General features: G+C 69.9%; 20 protein-coding genes and 3 pseudogenes. 16 read left to right on the top strand and 7 right to left on the bottom strand.

Translation table 11 applies throughout. The features are described from left to right. The first annotated feature begins 458 nt into the window (after positions 1-458). The 6 genes from EDD92_RS51990 to EDD92_RS49315 all read left to right on the top strand — a co-directional run bounded on the left by EDD92_RS51990 (position 459) and on the right by EDD92_RS49315 (position 6,416). Positions 459-584, top strand: coding sequence for a hypothetical protein (locus EDD92_RS51990; protein ID WP_260327424.1), 126 nt, complete (start codon positions 459-461; stop codon positions 582-584). 84 nt (positions 585-668) lie between these two features. Beyond that, complete coding sequence (locus EDD92_RS49295) at positions 669-1,535, top strand: JmjC domain-containing protein (RefSeq protein WP_123971011.1); 867 nt, start codon at positions 669-671, stop codon at positions 1,533-1,535. A 4-nt stretch (positions 1,536-1,539) separates the two neighbouring features. After that, a complete protein-coding gene (locus tag EDD92_RS49300; RefSeq protein ID WP_123971012.1) occupies positions 1,540-2,391 on the top strand; it encodes a JmjC domain-containing protein in 852 nt (283 codons plus the stop codon). A gap of 4 nt (positions 2,392-2,395) precedes the next feature. Beyond that, positions 2,396-4,438: a S9 family peptidase gene (locus tag EDD92_RS49305; protein WP_123971013.1), complete on the top strand. Its 2,043-nt coding sequence runs from the start codon at positions 2,396-2,398 to the stop codon at positions 4,436-4,438. Beyond that, on the top strand, positions 4,435-5,712 hold the full coding sequence (locus EDD92_RS49310) for a YcaO-like family protein (RefSeq protein ID WP_185124531.1): 1,278 nt from the start codon (positions 4,435-4,437) through the stop codon (positions 5,710-5,712). Before EDD92_RS49305 ends, EDD92_RS49310 begins: the two co-directional genes overlap by 4 nt. Next, positions 5,709-6,416 carry a TfuA-like protein gene (locus EDD92_RS49315; protein WP_123971015.1) on the top strand — a complete coding sequence of 236 codons (708 nt, stop codon included), beginning with the start codon at positions 5,709-5,711 and terminating at the stop codon, positions 6,414-6,416. The genes EDD92_RS49310 and EDD92_RS49315 overlap by 4 nt, the downstream gene beginning before the upstream one ends. Before the next feature lie 45 nt (positions 6,417-6,461). Here the strand turns inward: EDD92_RS49315 and EDD92_RS49320 are convergent, their stop codons facing one another. Both EDD92_RS49320 and EDD92_RS49325 read right to left on the bottom strand, forming a co-directional pair. After that, positions 6,462-7,022, bottom strand: coding sequence for a GNAT family N-acetyltransferase (locus EDD92_RS49320; RefSeq protein WP_123971016.1), 561 nt, complete (start codon positions 7,020-7,022; stop codon positions 6,462-6,464). Between the two features lie 12 nt (positions 7,023-7,034). Beyond that, on the bottom strand, positions 7,035-8,045 hold the full coding sequence (locus tag EDD92_RS49325) for an aldo/keto reductase family protein (RefSeq protein ID WP_123971017.1): 1,011 nt from the start codon (positions 8,043-8,045) through the stop codon (positions 7,035-7,037). A 152-nt stretch (positions 8,046-8,197) separates the two neighbouring features. Here EDD92_RS49325 and EDD92_RS49330 point away from each other — a divergent pair, with 152 nt between their 5' ends. From EDD92_RS49330 to EDD92_RS49340, 3 genes are all read left to right on the top strand, one after another. Then, positions 8,198-9,472 (top strand): MFS transporter, encoded by a 1,275-nt coding sequence (locus tag EDD92_RS49330; protein WP_185124532.1) that lies wholly within the window; start codon positions 8,198-8,200, stop codon positions 9,470-9,472. A 63-nt stretch (positions 9,473-9,535) separates the two neighbouring features. Beyond that, the gene (locus EDD92_RS49335; RefSeq protein WP_123971019.1) at positions 9,536-10,228 is read left to right on the top strand and encodes a thiamine pyrophosphate-dependent enzyme; all 693 of its coding nucleotides are present in this window, start codon (positions 9,536-9,538) and stop codon (positions 10,226-10,228) included. Positions 10,229-10,245: 17 nt separating this feature from the next. Further along, a complete protein-coding gene (locus EDD92_RS49340) occupies positions 10,246-11,160 on the top strand; it encodes a transketolase family protein (RefSeq protein WP_260327425.1) in 915 nt (304 codons plus the stop codon). Positions 11,161-11,402: 242 nt separating this feature from the next. Here EDD92_RS49340 and EDD92_RS49345 read toward each other — a convergent pair whose 3' ends face one another. Then, complete coding sequence (locus tag EDD92_RS49345) at positions 11,403-12,629, bottom strand: cytochrome P450 (RefSeq protein ID WP_123971020.1); 1,227 nt, start codon at positions 12,627-12,629, stop codon at positions 11,403-11,405. Between the two features lie 46 nt (positions 12,630-12,675). Next, positions 12,676-12,825, bottom strand: a complete 150-nt coding sequence (locus tag EDD92_RS50390) for a hypothetical protein (RefSeq protein WP_185124533.1) — start codon at positions 12,823-12,825, stop codon at positions 12,676-12,678. Between the two features lie 702 nt (positions 12,826-13,527). Here EDD92_RS50390 and EDD92_RS49350 point away from each other — a divergent pair. Both EDD92_RS49350 and EDD92_RS49355 read left to right on the top strand, forming a co-directional pair. Further along, positions 13,528-13,725, top strand: a complete 198-nt coding sequence (locus tag EDD92_RS49350) for a type II toxin-antitoxin system HicB family antitoxin (RefSeq protein WP_260327426.1) — start codon at positions 13,528-13,530, stop codon at positions 13,723-13,725. After that, complete coding sequence (locus EDD92_RS49355) at positions 13,722-14,018, top strand: hypothetical protein (RefSeq protein WP_123971021.1); 297 nt, start codon at positions 13,722-13,724, stop codon at positions 14,016-14,018. The genes EDD92_RS49350 and EDD92_RS49355 overlap by 4 nt, the downstream gene beginning before the upstream one ends. Positions 14,019-14,585: 567 nt before the next feature. On the opposite strand, the gene EDD92_RS49365 is transcribed toward EDD92_RS49355, so the two are convergent. Continuing rightward, the gene (locus EDD92_RS49365) at positions 14,586-14,996 is read right to left on the bottom strand and encodes a VOC family protein (RefSeq protein WP_123971022.1); all 411 of its coding nucleotides are present in this window, start codon (positions 14,994-14,996) and stop codon (positions 14,586-14,588) included. Between the two features lie 37 nt (positions 14,997-15,033). Then, positions 15,034-15,260, bottom strand: a pseudogene (locus EDD92_RS49370) (hypothetical protein); the annotation flags it as partial. A 190-nt stretch (positions 15,261-15,450) separates the two neighbouring features. Here EDD92_RS49370 and EDD92_RS49375 point away from each other — a divergent pair. The 5 genes and pseudogenes from EDD92_RS49375 (at position 15,451) to EDD92_RS49390 (ending at position 18,218) form a co-directional block, all read left to right on the top strand. After that, positions 15,451-16,152 carry a DUF4232 domain-containing protein gene (locus EDD92_RS49375; protein WP_123971023.1) on the top strand — a complete coding sequence of 234 codons (702 nt, stop codon included), beginning with the start codon at positions 15,451-15,453 and terminating at the stop codon, positions 16,150-16,152. Between the two features lie 59 nt (positions 16,153-16,211). Continuing rightward, a complete protein-coding gene (locus EDD92_RS52000; RefSeq protein WP_260327428.1) occupies positions 16,212-16,346 on the top strand; it encodes a hypothetical protein in 135 nt (44 codons plus the stop codon). A gap of 75 nt (positions 16,347-16,421) precedes the next feature. Further along, positions 16,422-16,787, top strand: coding sequence for a hypothetical protein (locus EDD92_RS52005; protein ID WP_260327429.1), 366 nt, complete (start codon positions 16,422-16,424; stop codon positions 16,785-16,787). 36 nt (positions 16,788-16,823) lie between these two features. Continuing rightward, positions 16,824-17,099, top strand: a pseudogene (locus tag EDD92_RS52280) (SDR family NAD(P)-dependent oxidoreductase); the annotation flags it as partial. A 168-nt stretch (positions 17,100-17,267) separates the two neighbouring features. Then, entirely contained in the window at positions 17,268-18,218 is a 951-nt protein-coding gene (locus tag EDD92_RS49390; protein WP_123971024.1) for an alpha/beta hydrolase, read from the top strand. A gap of 27 nt (positions 18,219-18,245) precedes the next feature. On the opposite strand, the pseudogene EDD92_RS52020 reads toward EDD92_RS49390, so the two are convergent. Then, a pseudogene (locus EDD92_RS52020) lies at positions 18,246-18,447 on the bottom strand (IS256 family transposase); the annotation flags it as partial. Between the last annotated feature and the right edge of the window lie 46 nt (positions 18,448-18,493).

Below are 18,493 nucleotides of genomic sequence, written 5' to 3' on the forward strand. Positions count from 1 at the left end.
CGGAGGAACGTCTGGGCCGGGCGCCCGACGGGCGGCTCCACCCGAGATCGCCCGAGGATCGCGTCACAGGACCCGGGCACCAGGCCGACGTGCTCCCGCAGGCGCCCTCACGGTGCGCTTGACCGGCTGTCCATGGGCGCTCGAGCAGGGGGTCCCACGGTGGTTGTCTGTGGGGCGCCGACCTGGGCGTCAGCTTGTTCCCGCTTGTTTCCGGGGCGCAGCCCGAGCGAACCCTCTCATGCTCCTCTCCTGGAAAACAAGGCCGAATACAGCTCGCGCCGTGAATTCGGCATGCCCTCATCCAATCCCGGCAACCGGGCACATAAATTCACTCGCGTATTGCTCGAGCCGCCTTGGAGTGGCACGGGAAAGCCTTGACCGGGACACGCCGGATAATTAATGTAACCGGCACCTGCCAACGGCGGGAATCGTCAATAAATTCGGAAAGAGGTAATGGAATGTCCCTCGACGACAAGCTCCAGGCCACCGACGACGAGAGCCTCCTCGAGGCTGCCGACGCCGAGGTCGAGGAGCTCTCCAACCAAGCGCGCCCGATGCTGATTTCCGAGATCAACGAAGCCTGACCGGTTTGCTTCGCACAGATCCCGGGGGCGGCAATGCCAGCGCTCCCGGGACTGTTCAGAATCAGACGTCATTAAGGATCTTCCGTGAGTACTGAACATCCGCTCACTCGTCTTGTCGACGAGAAGGATCTGCTGGGCACGTACTGGAACAAGAAACACGGATTGTTCAAGCGGGCGTGTCCCGTGGACGGGTTGATTCGCGAGTCCGATATCCAGGGCATGCTCGACACGGGGCTGCTGCGCTGGCCGTACTTCACCCTCCTCAAGGAGGGTCAGCAGCCGGAGATCCCCGCATTCACAAAGACGCGGAATGTGGCCGGGAGCGCTGTACCGGGGTTTGCCGATGCGTCGAAGGTGCGCTCGCTGCTTGCGGGCGGCGCGACCATGAAGATGAGTCAGCTCGAGGACTGGCACCGTCCGCTGCGCACGCTGATGCGGGAGATCGAGGCTCGCCTGGCCGCCGAGCTCAAGACCTACGTGTTCTACACGCCGAGCGACAACACGGGCATGCTGCCCCACCGTGACGGGTCGCACGTCCTCGCGATACAGATCGCCGGCACCAAGGAATGGCGGATCTACGACGAGCCCCGGGAGATCGACTCCCGCTCCGGCCTCGATGTGGACGTGGACAGCCACGCACACTCCTTCGTCATGGAGCCCGGCGACGTCCTGTACCTGCCGCACGGCATGCCGCACGTGGCGACGGCCCGCGAAGGCACCTCGCTGCACGTGACGTTCACCATCACCGAACCCACTCCGCGCGACCTGGTCGAGTCCCTGATGACCCTCTTCGCGGAGGACTGCGACCGCATACGGGAACGGGATCCGCGCGCGACGCCGGAGGCCGAGGCGGACGCGGTGGCCAAGTCGCTGCTCGACCATGTGAGTTCCGTGGACGCAGGACTCCTCGTCGACACGGCAGTGGCCACGATGAGGGACAGGACGGCTTGAACCCATGACCACCGTGAAGAGTACGCAGCAACTGACCGAGCTCGTCGGCGACGCCGAAGCCTTCCTCGCCGATGCCTGGGGGGTGCGTACCGCGACGTTCCGCTGCCCCGCCGTCCCCGCCCTGCTCTCCGCCCCGGAGATCTGGGACGCGTTCGACTGCGGGCTGCTCGTCGCCCCGTACTTCAGCGTCGCTCGTGACGGAGTGAGCGCACCGGCCGCGGACATCAGCGTGACACGCAAGGTGCTGCAGAAGCCAAGAGCCCGGTACGCGAACGGCGCAGGCGTGCGGAAGTGGTTCGCGGCGGGTTACACGGTCTGCCTCCGTCAGCCCGATCACTGGCATGCCGGTCTCAAGGAACTCGTCGGCGCTCTGCGCGAGGAATTGCGGGCCGACGTACGCTCTTCGGTGTTTCTCAGCCCGCCGCCGGCCCAGGACGACGCACAGGGCGGGACGCCGGTCCGTACCGAGGCCCATCTGTTCGCACTGCAGCTCGAGGGCGAGACCCGGTGGAGCGTCGGTGACGAAGGGCGGCGTACGCAGACGGCACTGACGCCGGGAAGCGTCCTGTACCTCCCGCCGGGGCACGAGCACACCGTGGCCGCGCACCAGGGGAACGCCCTGTACCTCACCCTGAGCGTGCGGCGGCCGAGCCCCCGCGACCTGGCCGAAGTGGCGCTGGCCGGGTTCTTGAAGAGCGCACCGGCGGAAGCGATCGCCGGCACGCACCATTACCTGTCCCTGGAGGAGAAGGTCAGTTGGCTGCGCCGTGAACTGACCGCCCATCTGGCCGGGCAGGACATCGACGACCTGTTGGCGACGGCGGTCGGGATACATCAGCGGGCCGGACAGGCTTGAGACCATGACGAGGGTGTCGCAGATCGAGGGCCCGGGCGCGGCGGCCCTTGAAACGCTGCTGGCGCAGTCACGGGTTCAGGTGGCTCATCGCCTCGGCTGCGGTCTCCTGATCGAGGCGGAGCTGCGGCGCGCCGGCCGCCGGGACCTCGTGCCGTTCGTTCTCGGCTATGCACACGGGCCCGACGGTGACCTGGCCCTGGAGCACGCTCATGCCGCGGCGTCGTCGGTGACGGTCACCGAGGACGGCGGCTATCTCTTCCTGTCCGACCGGCGTGCCGTCGGCGAGGCGGCGCACGGACACGGCGGCCGCTCCCTGTGGCGGCACCGGCCGCAGGCGCCGCGTGAGCCGCACCTCGTGCTGGGCGCGCCGCGCGGTGTCGTCTCCTACGCCGCGGCGGGGGCGACGGCTTGCGCGGCCGTCTGGGTCAGAGCCGGGGCGACTTCCCTGGCCGAGGACCAAGAGCTCCGCGCCGCCGAGCCACCGGACCGGGACACGGTCACGCTGGTGCGTGGCGATCTCTGGCCCCAGTCGCAGTACCACACACCCGACGAGGTGCTGCGGGTGCTGAACGTCGGCCTGTCCGACAGCGCGCGGGGCCCTGCGGCCCCCGAGCTGCTCGAGCTGCCGCTCGGGGAGGATGTGCGGCTGACCGGTGAACTGGCGCTGACACCCGACGGTCTGCGGTGCGCCGCGGGGGTGGCACGTTTTCTGCGCGGTGGGCATCGACGTCACGGGCTGCTGCTCTTCGCCCCGTCGGACCCTGCGGGCGCGCATGCGGTGTGGGCGGATGACGACGACCTCTCGGAGCCGGTCGCGGCCCCCGACGGCTCATGGTTCGCGTGTACCGCGGAGCGGATCGCGCGCCCCGGGCTCGGCCCGCGGCAGGAAGCGGTGCTGGTCGCCTCCGACGGCTCCGCGGTGGTCCGCGTCGCCCCTCGGCACGCCAACTGGCTGCGCCCACGGGCCTGGTTCGGGGCGGACACCGTGCTGTGCACCGGGCAGGAGGCGGGCCGACGGCACCTGTGGCGGCTGCGGACCGGCGACGGCGCGGTCGAGCGGGTCGAGGCCGGGGGATCGGTGCAGGCGGTGACCGTGGCGGGCGTCGAGGCGCTGGTCGTGCGCTCCCGGATCGACCTGCCGCCCGAGGTGGTGTCGCTTCCGCTGGAGGCGGCCGGCGTCGCGTCCGCCGCGAGGGCGCGGCCGTCCGCGCCGGCCTTGGTAGCGGCTCCGGCCGCTCCCGCCACCCCGGCCGGGCGCATGGAGCGGTTCGCCCACCGGGCGCCGGACGGATCGACGTGGCACAGCTGGTTGTGTCTGCCCGCGTCCGATCCTGCGGGTGAACTTCCCGTGCTCGTCTGGTGTCACGGCGGGCCCTTGTTGAGTTGGACGGACTGGTCGTGGCGGTGGAATCCGTGGCCGTTCGTGGCCGAGGGCTATGCCGTGCTCATGCCGGATCCCCCCCTGTCGATCGGTTACGGCCAACAGGCCGTGGAACGCGGTTGGGGCCGCTGGACGTCACAGGTGGCCACCGTCGCGGCAGCCCAGGTGGAAGACGCGCTGGCGCACCCCCTGCTCGACGCACACCGTGTCGCCGTCATGGGGGGCAGTTTCGGCGGCTATCTCTCGCTGGCCCTCGCGGCACTGCTGCCCTCGGTCCGCCTCGCCGTCAGCCATGCGGGCTGGGCCGACTTCGCCGCGGTCGCGCGTGTCTCGGACCTGCACTGGCACTGGCTGCGGGAGTACGGGGCAGTGGACGAGGCCATCGCGTACCGCCGGGAGAGCCTGTCGCTCGACGCGATCGGGGCCGCCACCCGTGTTCTCCTGTCCCACGGGTGCGGGGACACACATGTCCCGGTCGGCGAGTCCCGCGCGATGTACCGGTCCCTGGACAGTCGGGGCGTCGACGTGGAGCTGATGCTCCTGCCCGACGAGGGGCACAGCATTCGCAGACCCGCCAATGCGGCGGCCTGGTTCCGATGGGTCCTGGGGGCTTGTCATGCCGCCCTGGGCAGCCCGTCCATGGCGAAGGGATCCCCCTCACGATGAGCACAGCCGTGCTGAACTCCCCGGTCAGCGCCGTTCGTCGGCACTGGTTTCCGTACGAGTCCGAGAATCCGGTGACGGCTTGCGGCACCTCGTTGCGCACGCGCACCCTCGAGGAGACCGAGGCACTGGCGCAGGCGTCTTTGGAGCGCTGCGGCATCACACGGATCGCCGACGTCACCGATCTCGACATCCTCGGCATCCCGGTGTTTCACAGCATGCGCCCGGCGGCGGCCCCCGGGCTCAACACGGTGACCAGCGGCAAGGGCGCGACTCCCCGGGCCGCGCGGGTCTCCGCCATGATGGAGGCGATCGAGCGGACCTGGTGCGAGCCGCCGGCCGACCCGCCACCCCCACTGGCCTCGTACGCCGAACTGCGGCAGCAGGGCGTGCCGGTGCTCGACCCCCGGCGGTTGATCCTGCGCCGGGGACACACCTGGACCGAGGACGCGCGCATCCACTGGTGGCCGGTGCGTGAACTCTTCAGCGACACCGAGGTATGGGTTCCTGCCCTTGCTGTGTTCACCCCCTACCCCCACGAGTGCAAGATGGCCAGCTCGAACGTGATCGGTCTCGCGGTCGGCAACAGCCCGCAGGAAGCGCTGCTGCACGGACTGCTCGAGGCCATCGAGCAGGACTGCACGGCGTTCGGCGAGACGCTCAGGCGGGGTCACCGCGTCCGCCTCGACTCGTTGCCCGAGCTGCCTGCCGCGCTCGTGGAACAGTTCCGGAGCAAGGGGGTCAGCGTCCAGGTCTTCAGCTACGCCAGTGAGACCGGTGTGCCCGCCATGTTCGTCACCACCGACGACACGTATGCCGGGGACGGGATGCTGATCAACGGGGGCGGCGGTGCCCACCTCGACCCGCTCGTGGCCGTCACCCGCGCCCTGACCGAGGCGGCCCAGTCCCGGCTCGCGGTCATCAACGGGGCCCGTGAGGACCTCAACAGCCAGGCGTACCGGCGGCACGCGTCGTACGAAGCCATGCGGGACATGCTGCACGCCTGGAGCGCCGAGCGAACAGAGATCGACTTCGACGAGCTGCCCAACACCAGCACCGGCACGACACAGGGCGACCTGCAGCGCGTGCTCGACGGACTCGAAAAGGCAGGTCTTTCCCTGGTGTTCGCCACCGAACTCGCCCCGGACGACTTCCCCTTCTCCGTGACCCAGGTCATCGTGCCCGGACTCGAGGTGTACCACCACGACTCGGCGCGGCTCGGTATGCGCCTGCGCCGCGAGATGGTGGCCGCGGGGATGGCGAGGCCACTGCGATGACCACCACGACCACCGACCTCGTCGTCTTCACCGGCCCCTCCCTGCGTGCGTCCGATCTGCCGCCGCTGCGCGACCTCGCTGCCCGGCTCGGCCGTCGTCTCGAACTGCGCCCGCCGGTCCGCAGGCTCGATCTGCTGGACCTGACCGGGTCCGCATCCGGGCACGAAGTCCTCATGCTGGACGGTGAGTTCGGGCAACGGCTGGCCGTCAGCATCGCCGAGGTGCGCGCGGTCCTGGCCACTGGGCAGCCGCTCACCGGCGCGTCATCCATGGGCGCCCTGCGGGCCGTGGAATGCCGCACCCTCGGCATGAACGGGAGCGGCTGGGTGTACGAGCAGTACCTGTCGGGGGCCATCGAGTCCGACGGCGACGTGGCGCTCCTTTACGACCCCGAGGACTTCACGCCCGTGACGATCCCGCTGGTGAACGTGCGCTGGCTGCTCGCGCGGAAGCGAGATGCGGGGCTGCTGTCTCCCGCCGCGGCGCAGACGGCCCTGCGCGTGGCCAAGGGGCTGCACTTCCGCGACCGGCGCCCCTCTGTGCTGCTGCGGCGGTGGCAGCAGGAGCTGCCTGCGGACACGGGGGAAGTCCTCGGGCCGGAGCTGGCGGACGAGCGGCGCGACGGCTGGGACCGCAAGCGCCTCGACGGTCTGGAGGCGGTTCGGGCCGCGCTGGGCGCCAAGGAGCGGGTCGCGGCGGCGTGACGGGTGGATTCCCCGGGCCGCTCGGGCCCGGGGCCGCGCCATGGGTTACTGCGGTGGGGCGCCGTCGGCCAGGTTCCGCCCCCAGAAGAGCTCGTCGCGCCAGGCCCCGTCGATGTGGATGTGGGCGTGGGCGACACCCCATGGCGTGAAGCCGTTGCGTCGCAGTACCGCGTGCGAGGCCAGGTTCTCCAGCTGGGTGTGCGCCTCCGCACGGCACAGGCCCAGCTCTTCCTTCATCACACGCAGCGTGAGGGCCACCGCGCGGCCCGCGTGCCCGTGCCCCTGGGCCACGGTCGCCACCCAGTAGCTGAGGAAGCCCTTCTGCAGCGGCCCGCGCAGGATGGTGCTCACCGTCACCTGACCGATGAGGGCGCCGTCCGCGACGATGACGCCCGGCCAGCCGCCGCCGCTGCTGTGGGTGGCGAGGAGCTGCTCGATGCGGGCGGCCTGATGTTCTGCGGTGTGGAACCCCTCCGGCCTGGCCGGTTGCCAGCGCGCGAACGCCTCGACGTCGCGCGCCAGATGGGCCGCGAGCGCCGGGGCGTCGGCGACCTCGATCAGCCGGACAGAGGTGGTGGCCGCAGCGGAGGGGGGTGTGGGTGACACGGAGCGGGCTCCTTACGCGTCGTGCTCGCTTTGTCTGCCGTAGTCCGTGGGGTGCGCCGGGGTCTTGGCCGGGTCTCGTTCGACGATCGGCTCGAGGATGTCGTCGATGCGGGCCAGCACGTCGTCATCGAGTTCGATACCGGACGCCGCGGCCGTCTCGACGATCTGCCCCGGAGCGGTGGCGCCCACGATGGCGCTCGACACCTGTGGGTTGCGCAGCACCCAGGCGAGTGCCAGCTGCGGCATCGTGATGCTCAACTCGGCTGCGACTGAGGCAAGTTGGGCCACCCGGTCGAGGACGTCCTCGGTGAGCGCGCCGACCGCGAACTGGGAGCGCGCCGGGCCACCGGCCCGTGAGCCGGGTGGCAGCGGCGCACCAGGGCGGTACTTTCCGGTCAGCAGCCCCTGCGCCAACGGCGACCATACGATCTGGCCGATTCCCTCGCGCGTACACAGCTCAAGCACCTCGGACTCGATGACCCGCCACACCATGTTGTATTGCGGCTGGTTGGAGATGATGCGGTCGAACCCCATCTCACCGGCGATCTTCAGTGCGGCGACGATCTGGTCGGCGGTCCACTCCGAGACGCCGATGTAGAGCACCTTCCCCTGCCGGACCAGGTCGTCGAAGGCCCGGAGGGTCTCCTCGAGCGGGGTGCGCGCGTCGTAGCGGTGCGCCTGGTAGATGTCGATGTGGTCGGTGCGCAGCCGGCGCAGCGACCCGGCGGCCGACTCCATGATGTGTTTGCGGGACAGCCCCCGGTCGTTCGGCCCCGGCCCGACGGGGGCGCACACCTTGGTGCTGATCACCACCGACTCCCTGCGAGCACCGGAAAGCACCCGGCCGAGGACGGTTTCCGCGAGCGTTCCCGCGTACGCGTCGGCGGTGTCGAACGTCGTGATCCCCTGCTCGAGCGCTTCACGGGCGACCGCCTCCGCCGAGTCCTCGGTGGTGCTGATCCAGCTTCCGTAGGCGATCTCACTGATCTGCAGGCCGCTCCTGCCCAGTGCGCGGTGTCTCATGGCCCGGCAGCTTAGGGGCCTCCTGTTCAGCGATGTGCGTGCTGCGATCGCCTCTCCAGCGGCTCTCGACCACGGCTGTTGCGCTCGCGCATACCTTCTGGACCGAATCTGAAGTCACAGGTGCACGGCCGGCCATGAGGAGCGTACGAGCGATGCCATCCCTACAGCGCGTGGCCGCCGCGGTGATCCCACGGCCCGGCCGTGAACGGCTCCTGTCGTGCGTCAATCTTGCTTACGCGGTGGGCCGAGGTGTCTTTCTCAGTGGCAGTGTCATCTACTTCACCACCGTGTCCGGGCTGTCGCCGACCCAGGTGGGGCTGGGCACGTCGGCCGCGGCTCTGTCGGGATTCGTGGCGTCCTTCCTGTGCGGTGCGGCTGCCGACCGGCTCGGGGCCCGACGCATGCTTGTTGCGCTGTTCGCGCTGCAGGCCGCCGGGTTCGCGCTGTACCCGGCCGTGCATTCCGCGGGGCCTTTCTACGTGTTGATCGTCGCGGTGGGATTTGTCGAGTACGGCGTCGGGCCGACGTTCGGCGCCTTTGTCGGCTCACAGATCGTTCCCGCGGAACGCGTTCAGGTCCGGGCGATGCTGCGCACCGTCTTCAATATCGGGTTCAGCGCCGGCAGCGGGGTCACGGCGCTGGCGCTCCTCGGCGGCGGCACCCTCGTCAGGGCGTTGCCCTGGCTCAGCGCCGCGCTGCTGCTCGGTGCTGTGCTGCTCATCCTGCGTCTGCCCCGCGCCACGGCCGCCCCGGCCGCCCCGGCCGCCGGCACGGTACGCCGGTTCGGTGCCCTGCGCGATGTGCGCTTCGTCGCTCTCACGGCACTGTCCGCGCCCCTGGCGCTGCACGCGTCCGTCCTGCTGGTCGTCCTTCCCCTGTGGGCGGTGTCGCGTACGGATGCCCCGCACGCCCTCGTTCCGCTGCTGCTCGTCGCCAACACCGTCGTCGTCGTGCTGTTGCAGGTTCCGGCCAGCAAGGGCGCGGAGACGGTGCGGGGTGCCGCGCGGCTGGCCAGGCGGTCTGGTGTATGGCTGGCCGCCGCCTGTGCTGTCGCCGCCACCGCTGCGTACGGGAACGCCCTGACGGCGTCCGTCGTCCTGGGCGTGGCGGTGCTGCTGTTCACGATGGCCGAGCTGCAGCAGTCCGCGTCGGGATGGGGCCTGTCCCACGGGCTCGCACCGGACCACGCGCAGGGCGAGTACTTGGGCACGTTCCAGCTGCACATGGTGGCGCAGGGCGTGCTCGGGCCCGGCATAGTCTCGGCGGCCGCGCTGTCCTGGGGAGCGTGGGGCTGGGCGGCGGTCGCGGTGGTGGTACTGGTGGCCGGCTTGTTGATCGTGCCGCTGGCGGCCGCGGCGGAGCGCGGCACGACAGTGGGACCCGCCGACGCGCCGGCCCCCGCGAAACAGCTCTCCGGGTCCGTCTGAGACGGGATCCAAAGACGCGTGGACTTCCTGAGGACGCACCTTCCGAGGTTGGAGCCCTGACCCATGACGCAGATCAAGGCCGACTACGCGGACCTGCGCGCTCTGATGGCGCGCATGACCGGTGACGAGAAGCACGCCAAGGCGGCGACCTCGACGCTCGATGTGCTGTGGGTGCTGTACGACCGCGTGCTGCGGGTGACCCCGGACATGGCCGAGGACCGCGACCGGTTCTACCTGTCCAAAGGGCACGGCCCGATGGCGTACTACGCGGTCCTCGCCGCGAAGGGTTTCCTGGACCCGGCGGAGTTCGAGCGGTTCGGCGCCTTCCGTTCCGCTCTGGGACATCACCCCGACCGGGTCCTCGTTCCCGGTGTCGAGATCTCCAGTGGTTCGCTCGGACACGGGCTGCCGCTGGCGGTCGGAACGGCCCTGGCGCTGCGTGCGCGGGGCATCCTCGAGCCGCGGATCTGGGTGCTGCTCGGCGACGGCGAACTCGACGAGGGGTCGAACCACGAGGCGATCGCCTATGCGGCGCGAGCCGGCCTCGACCGTCTGCACGTCGTGGTCATCGACAACCGGTCGGCGACGCAGGGCTGGCCGGGCGGTCTCGAGACCCGTTTCCTGGTCGAGGGCTGGTCGACCGAGCGGGTGGACGGCCGGGACCACAGCGGGCTGGAAGCGGCGTTCACCGCGTCGGGTTCCGGACGACCCCGGCTCGTGGTGGCCGAGGTCGACGAGCCCGGCGACAACCACTGACACCTCCAGGAGGGCCCATGGCCGGAATCATGCGTGAGCGCTTCGTCGAGGTGACGACGGACCTGCTCGCGAGGCACGACCGTCTCTCGCTGCTGACGGCGGACCTCAGCGCCAAGCTGTTCGACGAGGCCCGCGCCGCGCACCCCACCCGGGTCATCAACCTGGGCATCCGGGAACAGCTGCTCATCAGCGCCGCGGGCGGCATGGCACTGGCCGGGATGCGGCCGATCGTCCACAGCTTCGCACCGTTCCTGATCGAGCGTCCCTTCGAGCAGATCAAGCTGGACCTCAACCACCAGGGCGTCGGCGCCGTTCTGGTCAGCGCCGGCGCGTCGTACGACATCGCCGGTGGCGGCCGCAGCCACCAGTCGCCCGGCGATGTCGCCCTGCTGTCGACGCTGCCGGGCTGGACCATTCATGTGCCGGGTCATCCGGACGAGGCCGAGGCGCAGTTGAGGGATGCGGCGGCCGACGACGGCCTCGTGTACATCCGGCTGTCCAATCAGGCGAACAAGCGGGCGCACGCTCTGACAGGCGGTGGGCGGGGCCACGGGTTCCGGGTGTTGCGCCGGGGTGCTGCGGGCACCGTCATCGCGATCGGCCCGCTCGCCGACACCGTGCTGGCGGCGACCGAGGGGCTCGATGTGAGTGTCCTGTACGGCGCCACGGTCCGCCCCTTCGACGGCACGGCCCTCAGGGCGGTGGTGGCCGAGCAGCGTGATCCCTCCGTGGCCATCGTCGAGCCGTACCTGGCGGGGACGTCCGTACCGGAGATCAGCGAGGCGCTGCGGGACCTGCCGCACCGGGTCCTTGGGCTCGGTGTCGGCCGGGAGGAGCTGCGCAACTACGGCACACCGCGTCAGCACGCCATCGCCCACGGGCTCGGCAGTGCGGGACTGCGGCTGAGCATCACGTCGTTCCTGGGGAAGTGAGCAGGCGGGGGCGGTGCTGGGACTGTGCTCCAGTCCGGCGGCAGGAATGGAAACGGCGGAGCGGCTCAAGGGCCGCCTGCCCGTCCGCCCGGCAGGCGGACGGGTCGGACGGGCCGGCCGCGGCGACAGGCAGAGGTGTTCCGCTGCCCCGGGTGCGGGCGCCTTGAGCTGTCCGCCGGGTTGGCCGTCCGGTGAGTGAGGGACACAGCCGCGCCCGTCGGGCGTCCTGCGGCGTCGTTTTCCTACGGGGCCGTTTCCGTCCAGGTGACCGGCAGTTCGTGGACACCGTAGATGTTCATGTTGGTCCTGAGCCTCACTTCACCGGCGGGGATGGCGAGCTTGAGGGTCGGGAAGCGGCGCAGCAGGCCGGCGAAACCGGCGCGCATCTCGATGCGGGCCAATTGCTGGCCGAGGCATTGATGGAGGCCGTGGCCGAAGGACAGGTGACCGCGGGCCTTGCGGTGGATGTCCAGGGTGGCGGGGTTGTCGAAGCGCCGGGGGTCGTGGTTGGCGGCCAGCAAGGAGACGACGACGGTCGATCCCTTGCCGATTGTTTCGCCACCGAGCGCGATGTCCTCCGTGGCGTAGCGGAAGAAGATGTCGGCCACGGACAGGTAGCGCAAGAGTTCCTCGACGGCATCGGGCATCAGGTCCGGGTCGGCGCGCAGTTCGGCCAGCTGCTCGGGGTGCTCCAGGAGCGCGAACGCGCCCAGCCCCAGCATGTTGGCGGTGGTCTCGTGGCCCGCGAGCAGCAGCAAAAAGGCGATGCCGGTCAGTTCCTCGATGGACAGGTCGTCACGGCGGGACAGGTCGGAGAGGATGTCTTCGCCGGGGGCGGCGCGTTTGCGCGTGACCAGTTCGGAGAGGTACGTGGTCAGGCCGGTGTAGGCGGCCATTTTCTCGTCGAGCGTCGGGTCCTTCTCCATGAACTTGGCCGTGTTGGCCTGGAAGCTCTTCCGGTCCGCGTAGGGAACACCGAGCAGTTCGCAGATCACCAGCAGGGGCACCGGCAGCGCGAACTCCATGACCAGGTCGACCGGCGGGGTCAGGCGCGCCATCTCGTCCAGCTGTCGCTCGGCGATATCGGTGATGTGCCCTTCGAGTTCCTTCATGCGTTTGACGGTGAAGGCGCCGGTGAGCATGCGCCGCAGCCGGGTGTGGTCCGGCGGGTCCATGCTGACGAACAGGCCCGGCACCTGCGGAGACGGCTCGGTGACGGCGGGCATGCCCGGGACTTCGTACGGGATGCGGACAGGGCCGATGTCCAGGCGGGAGCTGAACCGGGTGTCGGCCATGAGCTGGCGGGCCGCGCTGTGGCCGGTGACCAACCAGCCCTCGTGGCCGTCGGGGAAGATCATGGGGCTGACCGGGCACGCCTCGCGCAGCCGTGAGATGTCACGGGGCGGGTCGAAGGGGCCCGCATCGCGCTCCATGGGGAGGCCGTGGGGGACGGGAGGCGTTTGACTCATCGTTTCCCTTTCATGGTGGTTGTCGCGGGCCACAGGCGCCGGCGGATCAGACCTGCGACGGACGCGGCCGCGACACCGGCCGCGCCGAAGCCGTGGCCGGCCGGGTCACCGCGTCGAGGTCCGCGCGTACCTCCGCGGCAGCGTCCTCGGCGGCCTCCTTGGCGGCCTCCGGGACGTCGATCGCTCCCGGTGTCATCTGCCAGGCGGCACAGCGGGCTTCGGTGCTTCCACAGCGACGACGGTGCTGCGGACGTTGCCGGCCTCTTCCGGTGCCTGCTTCTCGAGCAGCTACGGGGTGGCCGCCTTGTACTGACGGACATGGTGGAGGCTCCATTGCGTCGTACGCCGTACCCGGTGCCGTGGGATTCTGCGACCCCATCATGGCACGCATGTGGCGCCAATTGGAGCCATTGTGCGCCACATATGAGCCATGGTGAGGTCACCGACCCGGCAGCGGCTATAAGCCGTAGATCCTTGCGAATTCGGGCCAGGGCATGGATGCGATGGGCGTGTGCACCGAATCGCCGACCTGCAGCTACCGTGCTGCGGAAGCCACTGGGGACGGGGGTGGCGCCACAGGTGACTCCAGTATGTGCCATCTGTGAGCCATCATGGCGTCGTCGGTGGCTGCTCCTCGGATGCAGCCGAGGGGTGCGCGTGTCGCGAAGTGAGCGATCGAAGTGCGGGTCATGGGGACAGCACGCGGTCAGCGGCAGGCGGTGCCTGGTGCCTTCGCCGCGGAGCCCGCATCAATGGCCAGGTCTCCTGCAGCCGGGACGCTTCGTTGTGGATTGCTCATGGCCGCATCCCGTGGTCGCCGGGCAGTGCCGCCTCTCCCTGCCGCCAAGCCGTTCGCAACCGCCTTACGCAACCGTGAAGCGGTGGCTATTCTGCAACCATGTCTGTCACCACGATGACCCTGCGCATCCCCGATGATCTGGCCCCGTCGATCAAGGCGGCCGCCACCGAGGCCGGCTTGAGCGTGAACGCCTACGTGGTGCGCGCCGCGCGCCGTGCCGCCACCCTTGACGCTGCTCAACAGCTCGCAGCTCTCGGTCTGGGCGACGACCTGGCGGGCGAGGGCGACGGCCTGTGAGGCGCGGTGAGATCTGGGAGCTTCCCGACGGCCGCTCCGTCCTGATCATCAGCCTGACTGGTCTGGAGGAGTCCTACGGTGCCGTGCTCGTGATCGTGCTGCATCCGAATGGCAGGTTCCCGGACACGGCCATGTCCGTCGTGATCGGTGACCCGATCCCGTGCACCGCCGTCGCCGTCAACATCCAGCAGCTGCGAATGGACCGATTCGAGGGAGCGAAGCTCCTGGGCCCGGTCGACCCTGCGGCCATGGCCCGGGTGGACCAGGCGCTGCGCGCCGTCCAGGACCTGTAGCCGGCCCACCGACCCAGGCAGCAGCAGAACAAGCCGCCGCCTCGGCATGACGTGTGCAGAGATCAATAAGATCGACCGCCCTGTCGGCATCGGGGCGCGCACCCACACCCGGTACTCCGGGGCCTCCACACCGCCGTCCCCGCGATCTCGGAACCCACGAGACAGCCCCGGCCCGTGGACCGCTCCACCATCACCCGCGGCGCCATCGGCGAGATGCGGCCCCTGCTGGCGCAACGGGGCTGCACCGTCGCCCGGGGCATCCGGCTGGGCACTCTCGCTGAGGTCGCAGTGCGGCGACGGCCAAGGTGGCCGGCAGCCGGTCGACGAAGACGAACCTGTGCTTCGTCCCGGCGCCTGCAGCCCGTCGCCGCGGCCGAGCCGCCAGGCGTGCCTGATGCTGTTCGTGCCACAACGGCCCCACCTCAGCGACGAGTTCAGCGGTCACCGTCGGCGACAGCCCGGTGACCCGGTACTCCGCCACGATCAACTCACGCGCCCCAGCCCCCACCATGCCCTGTTCAGCGAGCTACCTGAACGCTGAGCCACGGCCAACCGTGCACGAGGTCGTTAGTGGTGCTTGGGCCAGATGGGGCCCTGATCGGTCCACGTGACACCCTTGTTGCGGCAGAGGCAGAAGGGATGGCCGATGGGGTCGGTGTAGACGCGGAAGCCGTAGCCGTCGGGGTCGATGCAGTCCCGCTGCAGGGTCGCGCCGAGGGCCAGGACGCGGCGCTGTTCGGCCTCGATGTCGTCGACTTCGAAGTCGAGGTGGAACTGCTTGGGGTGCTCGGTGTCGGGCCACTGCGGGGCGCGGTAATCCTCCACCTGGATGAAGGCCAGTTCGATCTCGCCGAGCTGGATGCCGGCCCAGTGCTCGTTACTGTCCTCTTTGACCGGGAGCCCCGTCACCTCGGAGTAGAAGGCTGCCAGCTTCATCGTGTCCGGGCAGTCGATGATGAAGTCGGTTAGTCGTAGCATCCCGCGATCTTGCCACAAGATGAAATGAGCCGGGACTTTAAGGCAGGCCCTGGCGCACCCAGCCGGTGACGTTCTGTCCGGTGGTGTGGGTCCTGTCCGGCGTGCGCGGCCGGGTGCCGCCGTCGACCGTGGCCGACACGGCGCGCACCAGCCAGGCGTCGACCGACAGGCCCTCGCGCCCGGCGGCCTCCTCTGCGCGGGACTTGAGGTGGGCGGGCAGACGGAGTTGACGCGGGCGGTGCCGCCGTCGTCTCCGTCGGCTGGGACCTGTCCGGCGGATCCCCCCGTGTTCCAGTCGCGCGTTCCAGGGGCTCTGCGTTCTCCCTGGTCAGAGCGCGTTTCGGTGTTCCAGCGTCCCCAACTGCCCGCTGTGCGTGGCGGTTGGGACGGATCACCTCGCAAGCTTCGGTCATCCAGTCACCACCGCCACCGGACACCGAAGGGGCACAGCAACATGTCCAACCTCCGTACCTCCCGCACCCGTCTCGTTGCCGCCGCCGCGACCGCCGTACTCGCCGCGCTCTCCCTGACCGCGTGCAACGACGCAACAGGCGCCACCGACGACGGCGCCGCGGCGACCACTTCCACGAGCCCCACTTCCGGCGCCCCTTCGGTAAGGCCCGGCTCCAACTCCTCCTCGAACGTGCCGGGTTCCTCCGGCGCCACGCCCACCGCCGATCCGGGATCCACGCACACCGCCGCGTCGAAGCTGCCCGGCTCCTCCAACAAGCCGGTCACGTGCGAGGGTTCCAACACGAGGACGGTCGCGGCTCCGTTGAACCGCCCGGTGAACCACATGCTGCTCACGGTGACCAACACCGGCAGCAGGACCTGCTTCCTCTACGGCTATCCGGCCGTGCAGTTCACCGACACCCAGTCCGTGCCGCCGGTCATCGAGGAATCGCAGCCGCAGGCGGTCGTCACGCTGGAGCCGGGTCAGTCCGGTTATGCGTCGGTGAGCCTGTCCGCCAGCGACGGCAGCGGCTCCAACGGCTACACCGCGAAGGACCTGACGGTCTATTTCTACGGCCGCTCCCTCAAGGGGAACGTGGGCAGGGCCGCCCACCCGTCACTGCCCGCGAAGGGCGCCTACATCGACGACTCGCTCAAGGTCACCTACTGGCAGCAGTCGATGAACGACGCCACCAACTGGTGACACACCGAAGCGAGTTCGAAGACCACCAGCCCACGGACCCGGAAGGCAGGCAACCCACCATGCGCAACAGCACCCGCAGGATCTCCCGCTTCATCACCGCCTACGTCGGCGCGGCCTTCCAGGTCATCGTCCTGGGCAGCACAGGCCGGCCGGCGGAGGAGGCGGGAGTCCGCCTGCGCGGCCACTGGGCCTGAACGCAGCATCGCCGAACGGCCACGCCCGCGGTGCCAGGTCATACCGGTAGACCGAGATCCCATACAGGAGCCGGCATGAGCAGCGACCCGAGCGAACGCACCGGGGAACCGACCGGCGAGCTCGACGATTCCTTCCACGTCTTCGACACGACGCTGCGCGACGGCGCGCAGCGCGAGGGCATCAACCTCACGGTCGCGGACAAGCTGGCCATCGCGCGGCGTCTGGACGACTTCGGCGTGGGGTTCATCGAGGGCCTGTCCGCCTCCGCACTCGCCGACATCGCGCGGCTCGCGGTGCTGCGGCTCGTCGTCTTTGCGCGGAACCGCCCGCAGGGCGCGGCCACCGTCCGCACCGCCCGTCCCTTACCCGCGACCCGTACCGCGACCGCGGCCCGCACCGCGGCACCGGCCGGCCCCGGGGCACTCTGCCGCGCCGCATGACCGTCTTGCCGGGCGACGTGCCGCGCCGGCGGCCGGAAGAGCTTCCTTCCCCTCCTCCTCAACTCGGACAAGCCAGATGTCGTGACGATGGTCTCCGCCTGCGGAACACGAGGCCACCACCGGTCGGACGCGCACGACGCCTTCTACGCAGCCAAGAGCGCCCAGGCAGGGTTCACCGAGATCCTCTCCAAGGGCCCGCCGACCGCGGCGTGACCTCAACGAGTCCGGGTGATCTCGCTCTACCCGCCCGGCTTCGACAACGCCGACCCGCTCTCCGAGGAATGGGAGACCACTCCGCGCGAGGCGAGCAATTGTCAAATGTTGTGGATCGGAAAGCGTCTGCAGGCAGCAGGCAGCAGGCAGCAGGCAGCAGGCAGCAGGCAGCAGGCAGCAGGCAGCAGGCAGTGATGGTGAAGGCTCTTGACCAGGAGACTGTCTCCGGGCCGGGGTCGTTCGGGTCAAGGTGGCATCCTGGCCTGCATGGCCGAACCGATCGATCTCCCGTTCGCCGATGCCGAATTGACCGCCTTCATCGAGGCTGTTCGGCAGGATCCCGGACCTCCCGCCCGTGCCGTGGGTGCGGCGGAGTTGCGGCGTGCGCAACGACTCCGCGCTGAAGCCCGGCCTCCGGGCCCCGAGATCGACCACGTCGAGGATCTAGCGGTCGGCTCGGCTGCCGTGGGGGCCCGCCTCTACCGCCCTTCGGCGACGTTCCGGCCGCTGGTCGTGTTCCTCCATGGAGGGATGTGGACGATCGGCGATCTGGAGTCGCACGATCGGGCATGCCGTCGATTGGCACTCAGGACCGGCACGGCTGTGCTGAGCGTCGACTTCCGCCGTGCTCCGGAGCACCCGTGGCCGGCTGCCGTCGACGACTGCGTGGATGCCATCCGGTGGGCAGCGGCCGGCGGAGGTTCCGGTGTCGGGATCGGCGGCCCGACCGTCGTCATGGGCGACAGTTCCGGCGGGAACCTCGCTGCGCTGGCCTGCCTGCGCCTTCGTGATGAAGGAGGACCGCTGCCGGCTGCCCAGATCCTGGTGTACCCCAACACCGATCTGACACTCTCCTGTCCCAGCGCGCGGTCGAAGGCCACGGGTTGGGGCCTGACGGTCGACGATGTCGCGTGGGGGGCCGAGCAATGGGTCCCGGACCCGTCCCGCCGCGCCGACCCCGGGGTCAGCCCGCTATACGCCGCAGACCTCGCCGGGCTGCCACCCGCCGTTGTAGTCACCGCGGAGCACGACCCGCTTCGGGATGAGGGTGACGCCTACGCCGCCCGGCTTGCCGACGCGGACGTTCCGGTCCAACACCGCTGCGAGGCCGGGATGGTCCACGGATTCCTCACCCTCGACACCCTTTCTCCCGCCGCCGCGGAGGCGGGTGAAAGGGTCTTCGCGGACGTCGCCGAGCTGCTCGACCACGTCCGCTGACGCCTCGTCAAGCAGCGGCGCCTCGGCGCGCTCGACCAGGACGCCGTTCTCGAACCTGGCGCCCCCCGGACCAGGGCGACGAGGTGGGCTCCGGTGACCGCGCGCCGGCGGGCCTGGGCGGATTCGACGAGTTGAACACCATCGCGAGGGCCGCGGCCGGGCTTCCGGCGTCGCGGGTGACCTTGGTACGGAGCTTGACCGTGGAGAAGGTCGACTCGATCGGATTCGTACCAGGTATGAAAGTCGTGGGTGCCGCTGTCCGTGTCCTGGTGACC

Origin of the sequence: Streptomyces sp. TLI_185 (assembly GCF_003814765.1) — a bacterium.
Classification (GTDB): domain Bacteria; phylum Actinomycetota; class Actinomycetes; order Streptomycetales; family Streptomycetaceae; genus Streptomyces.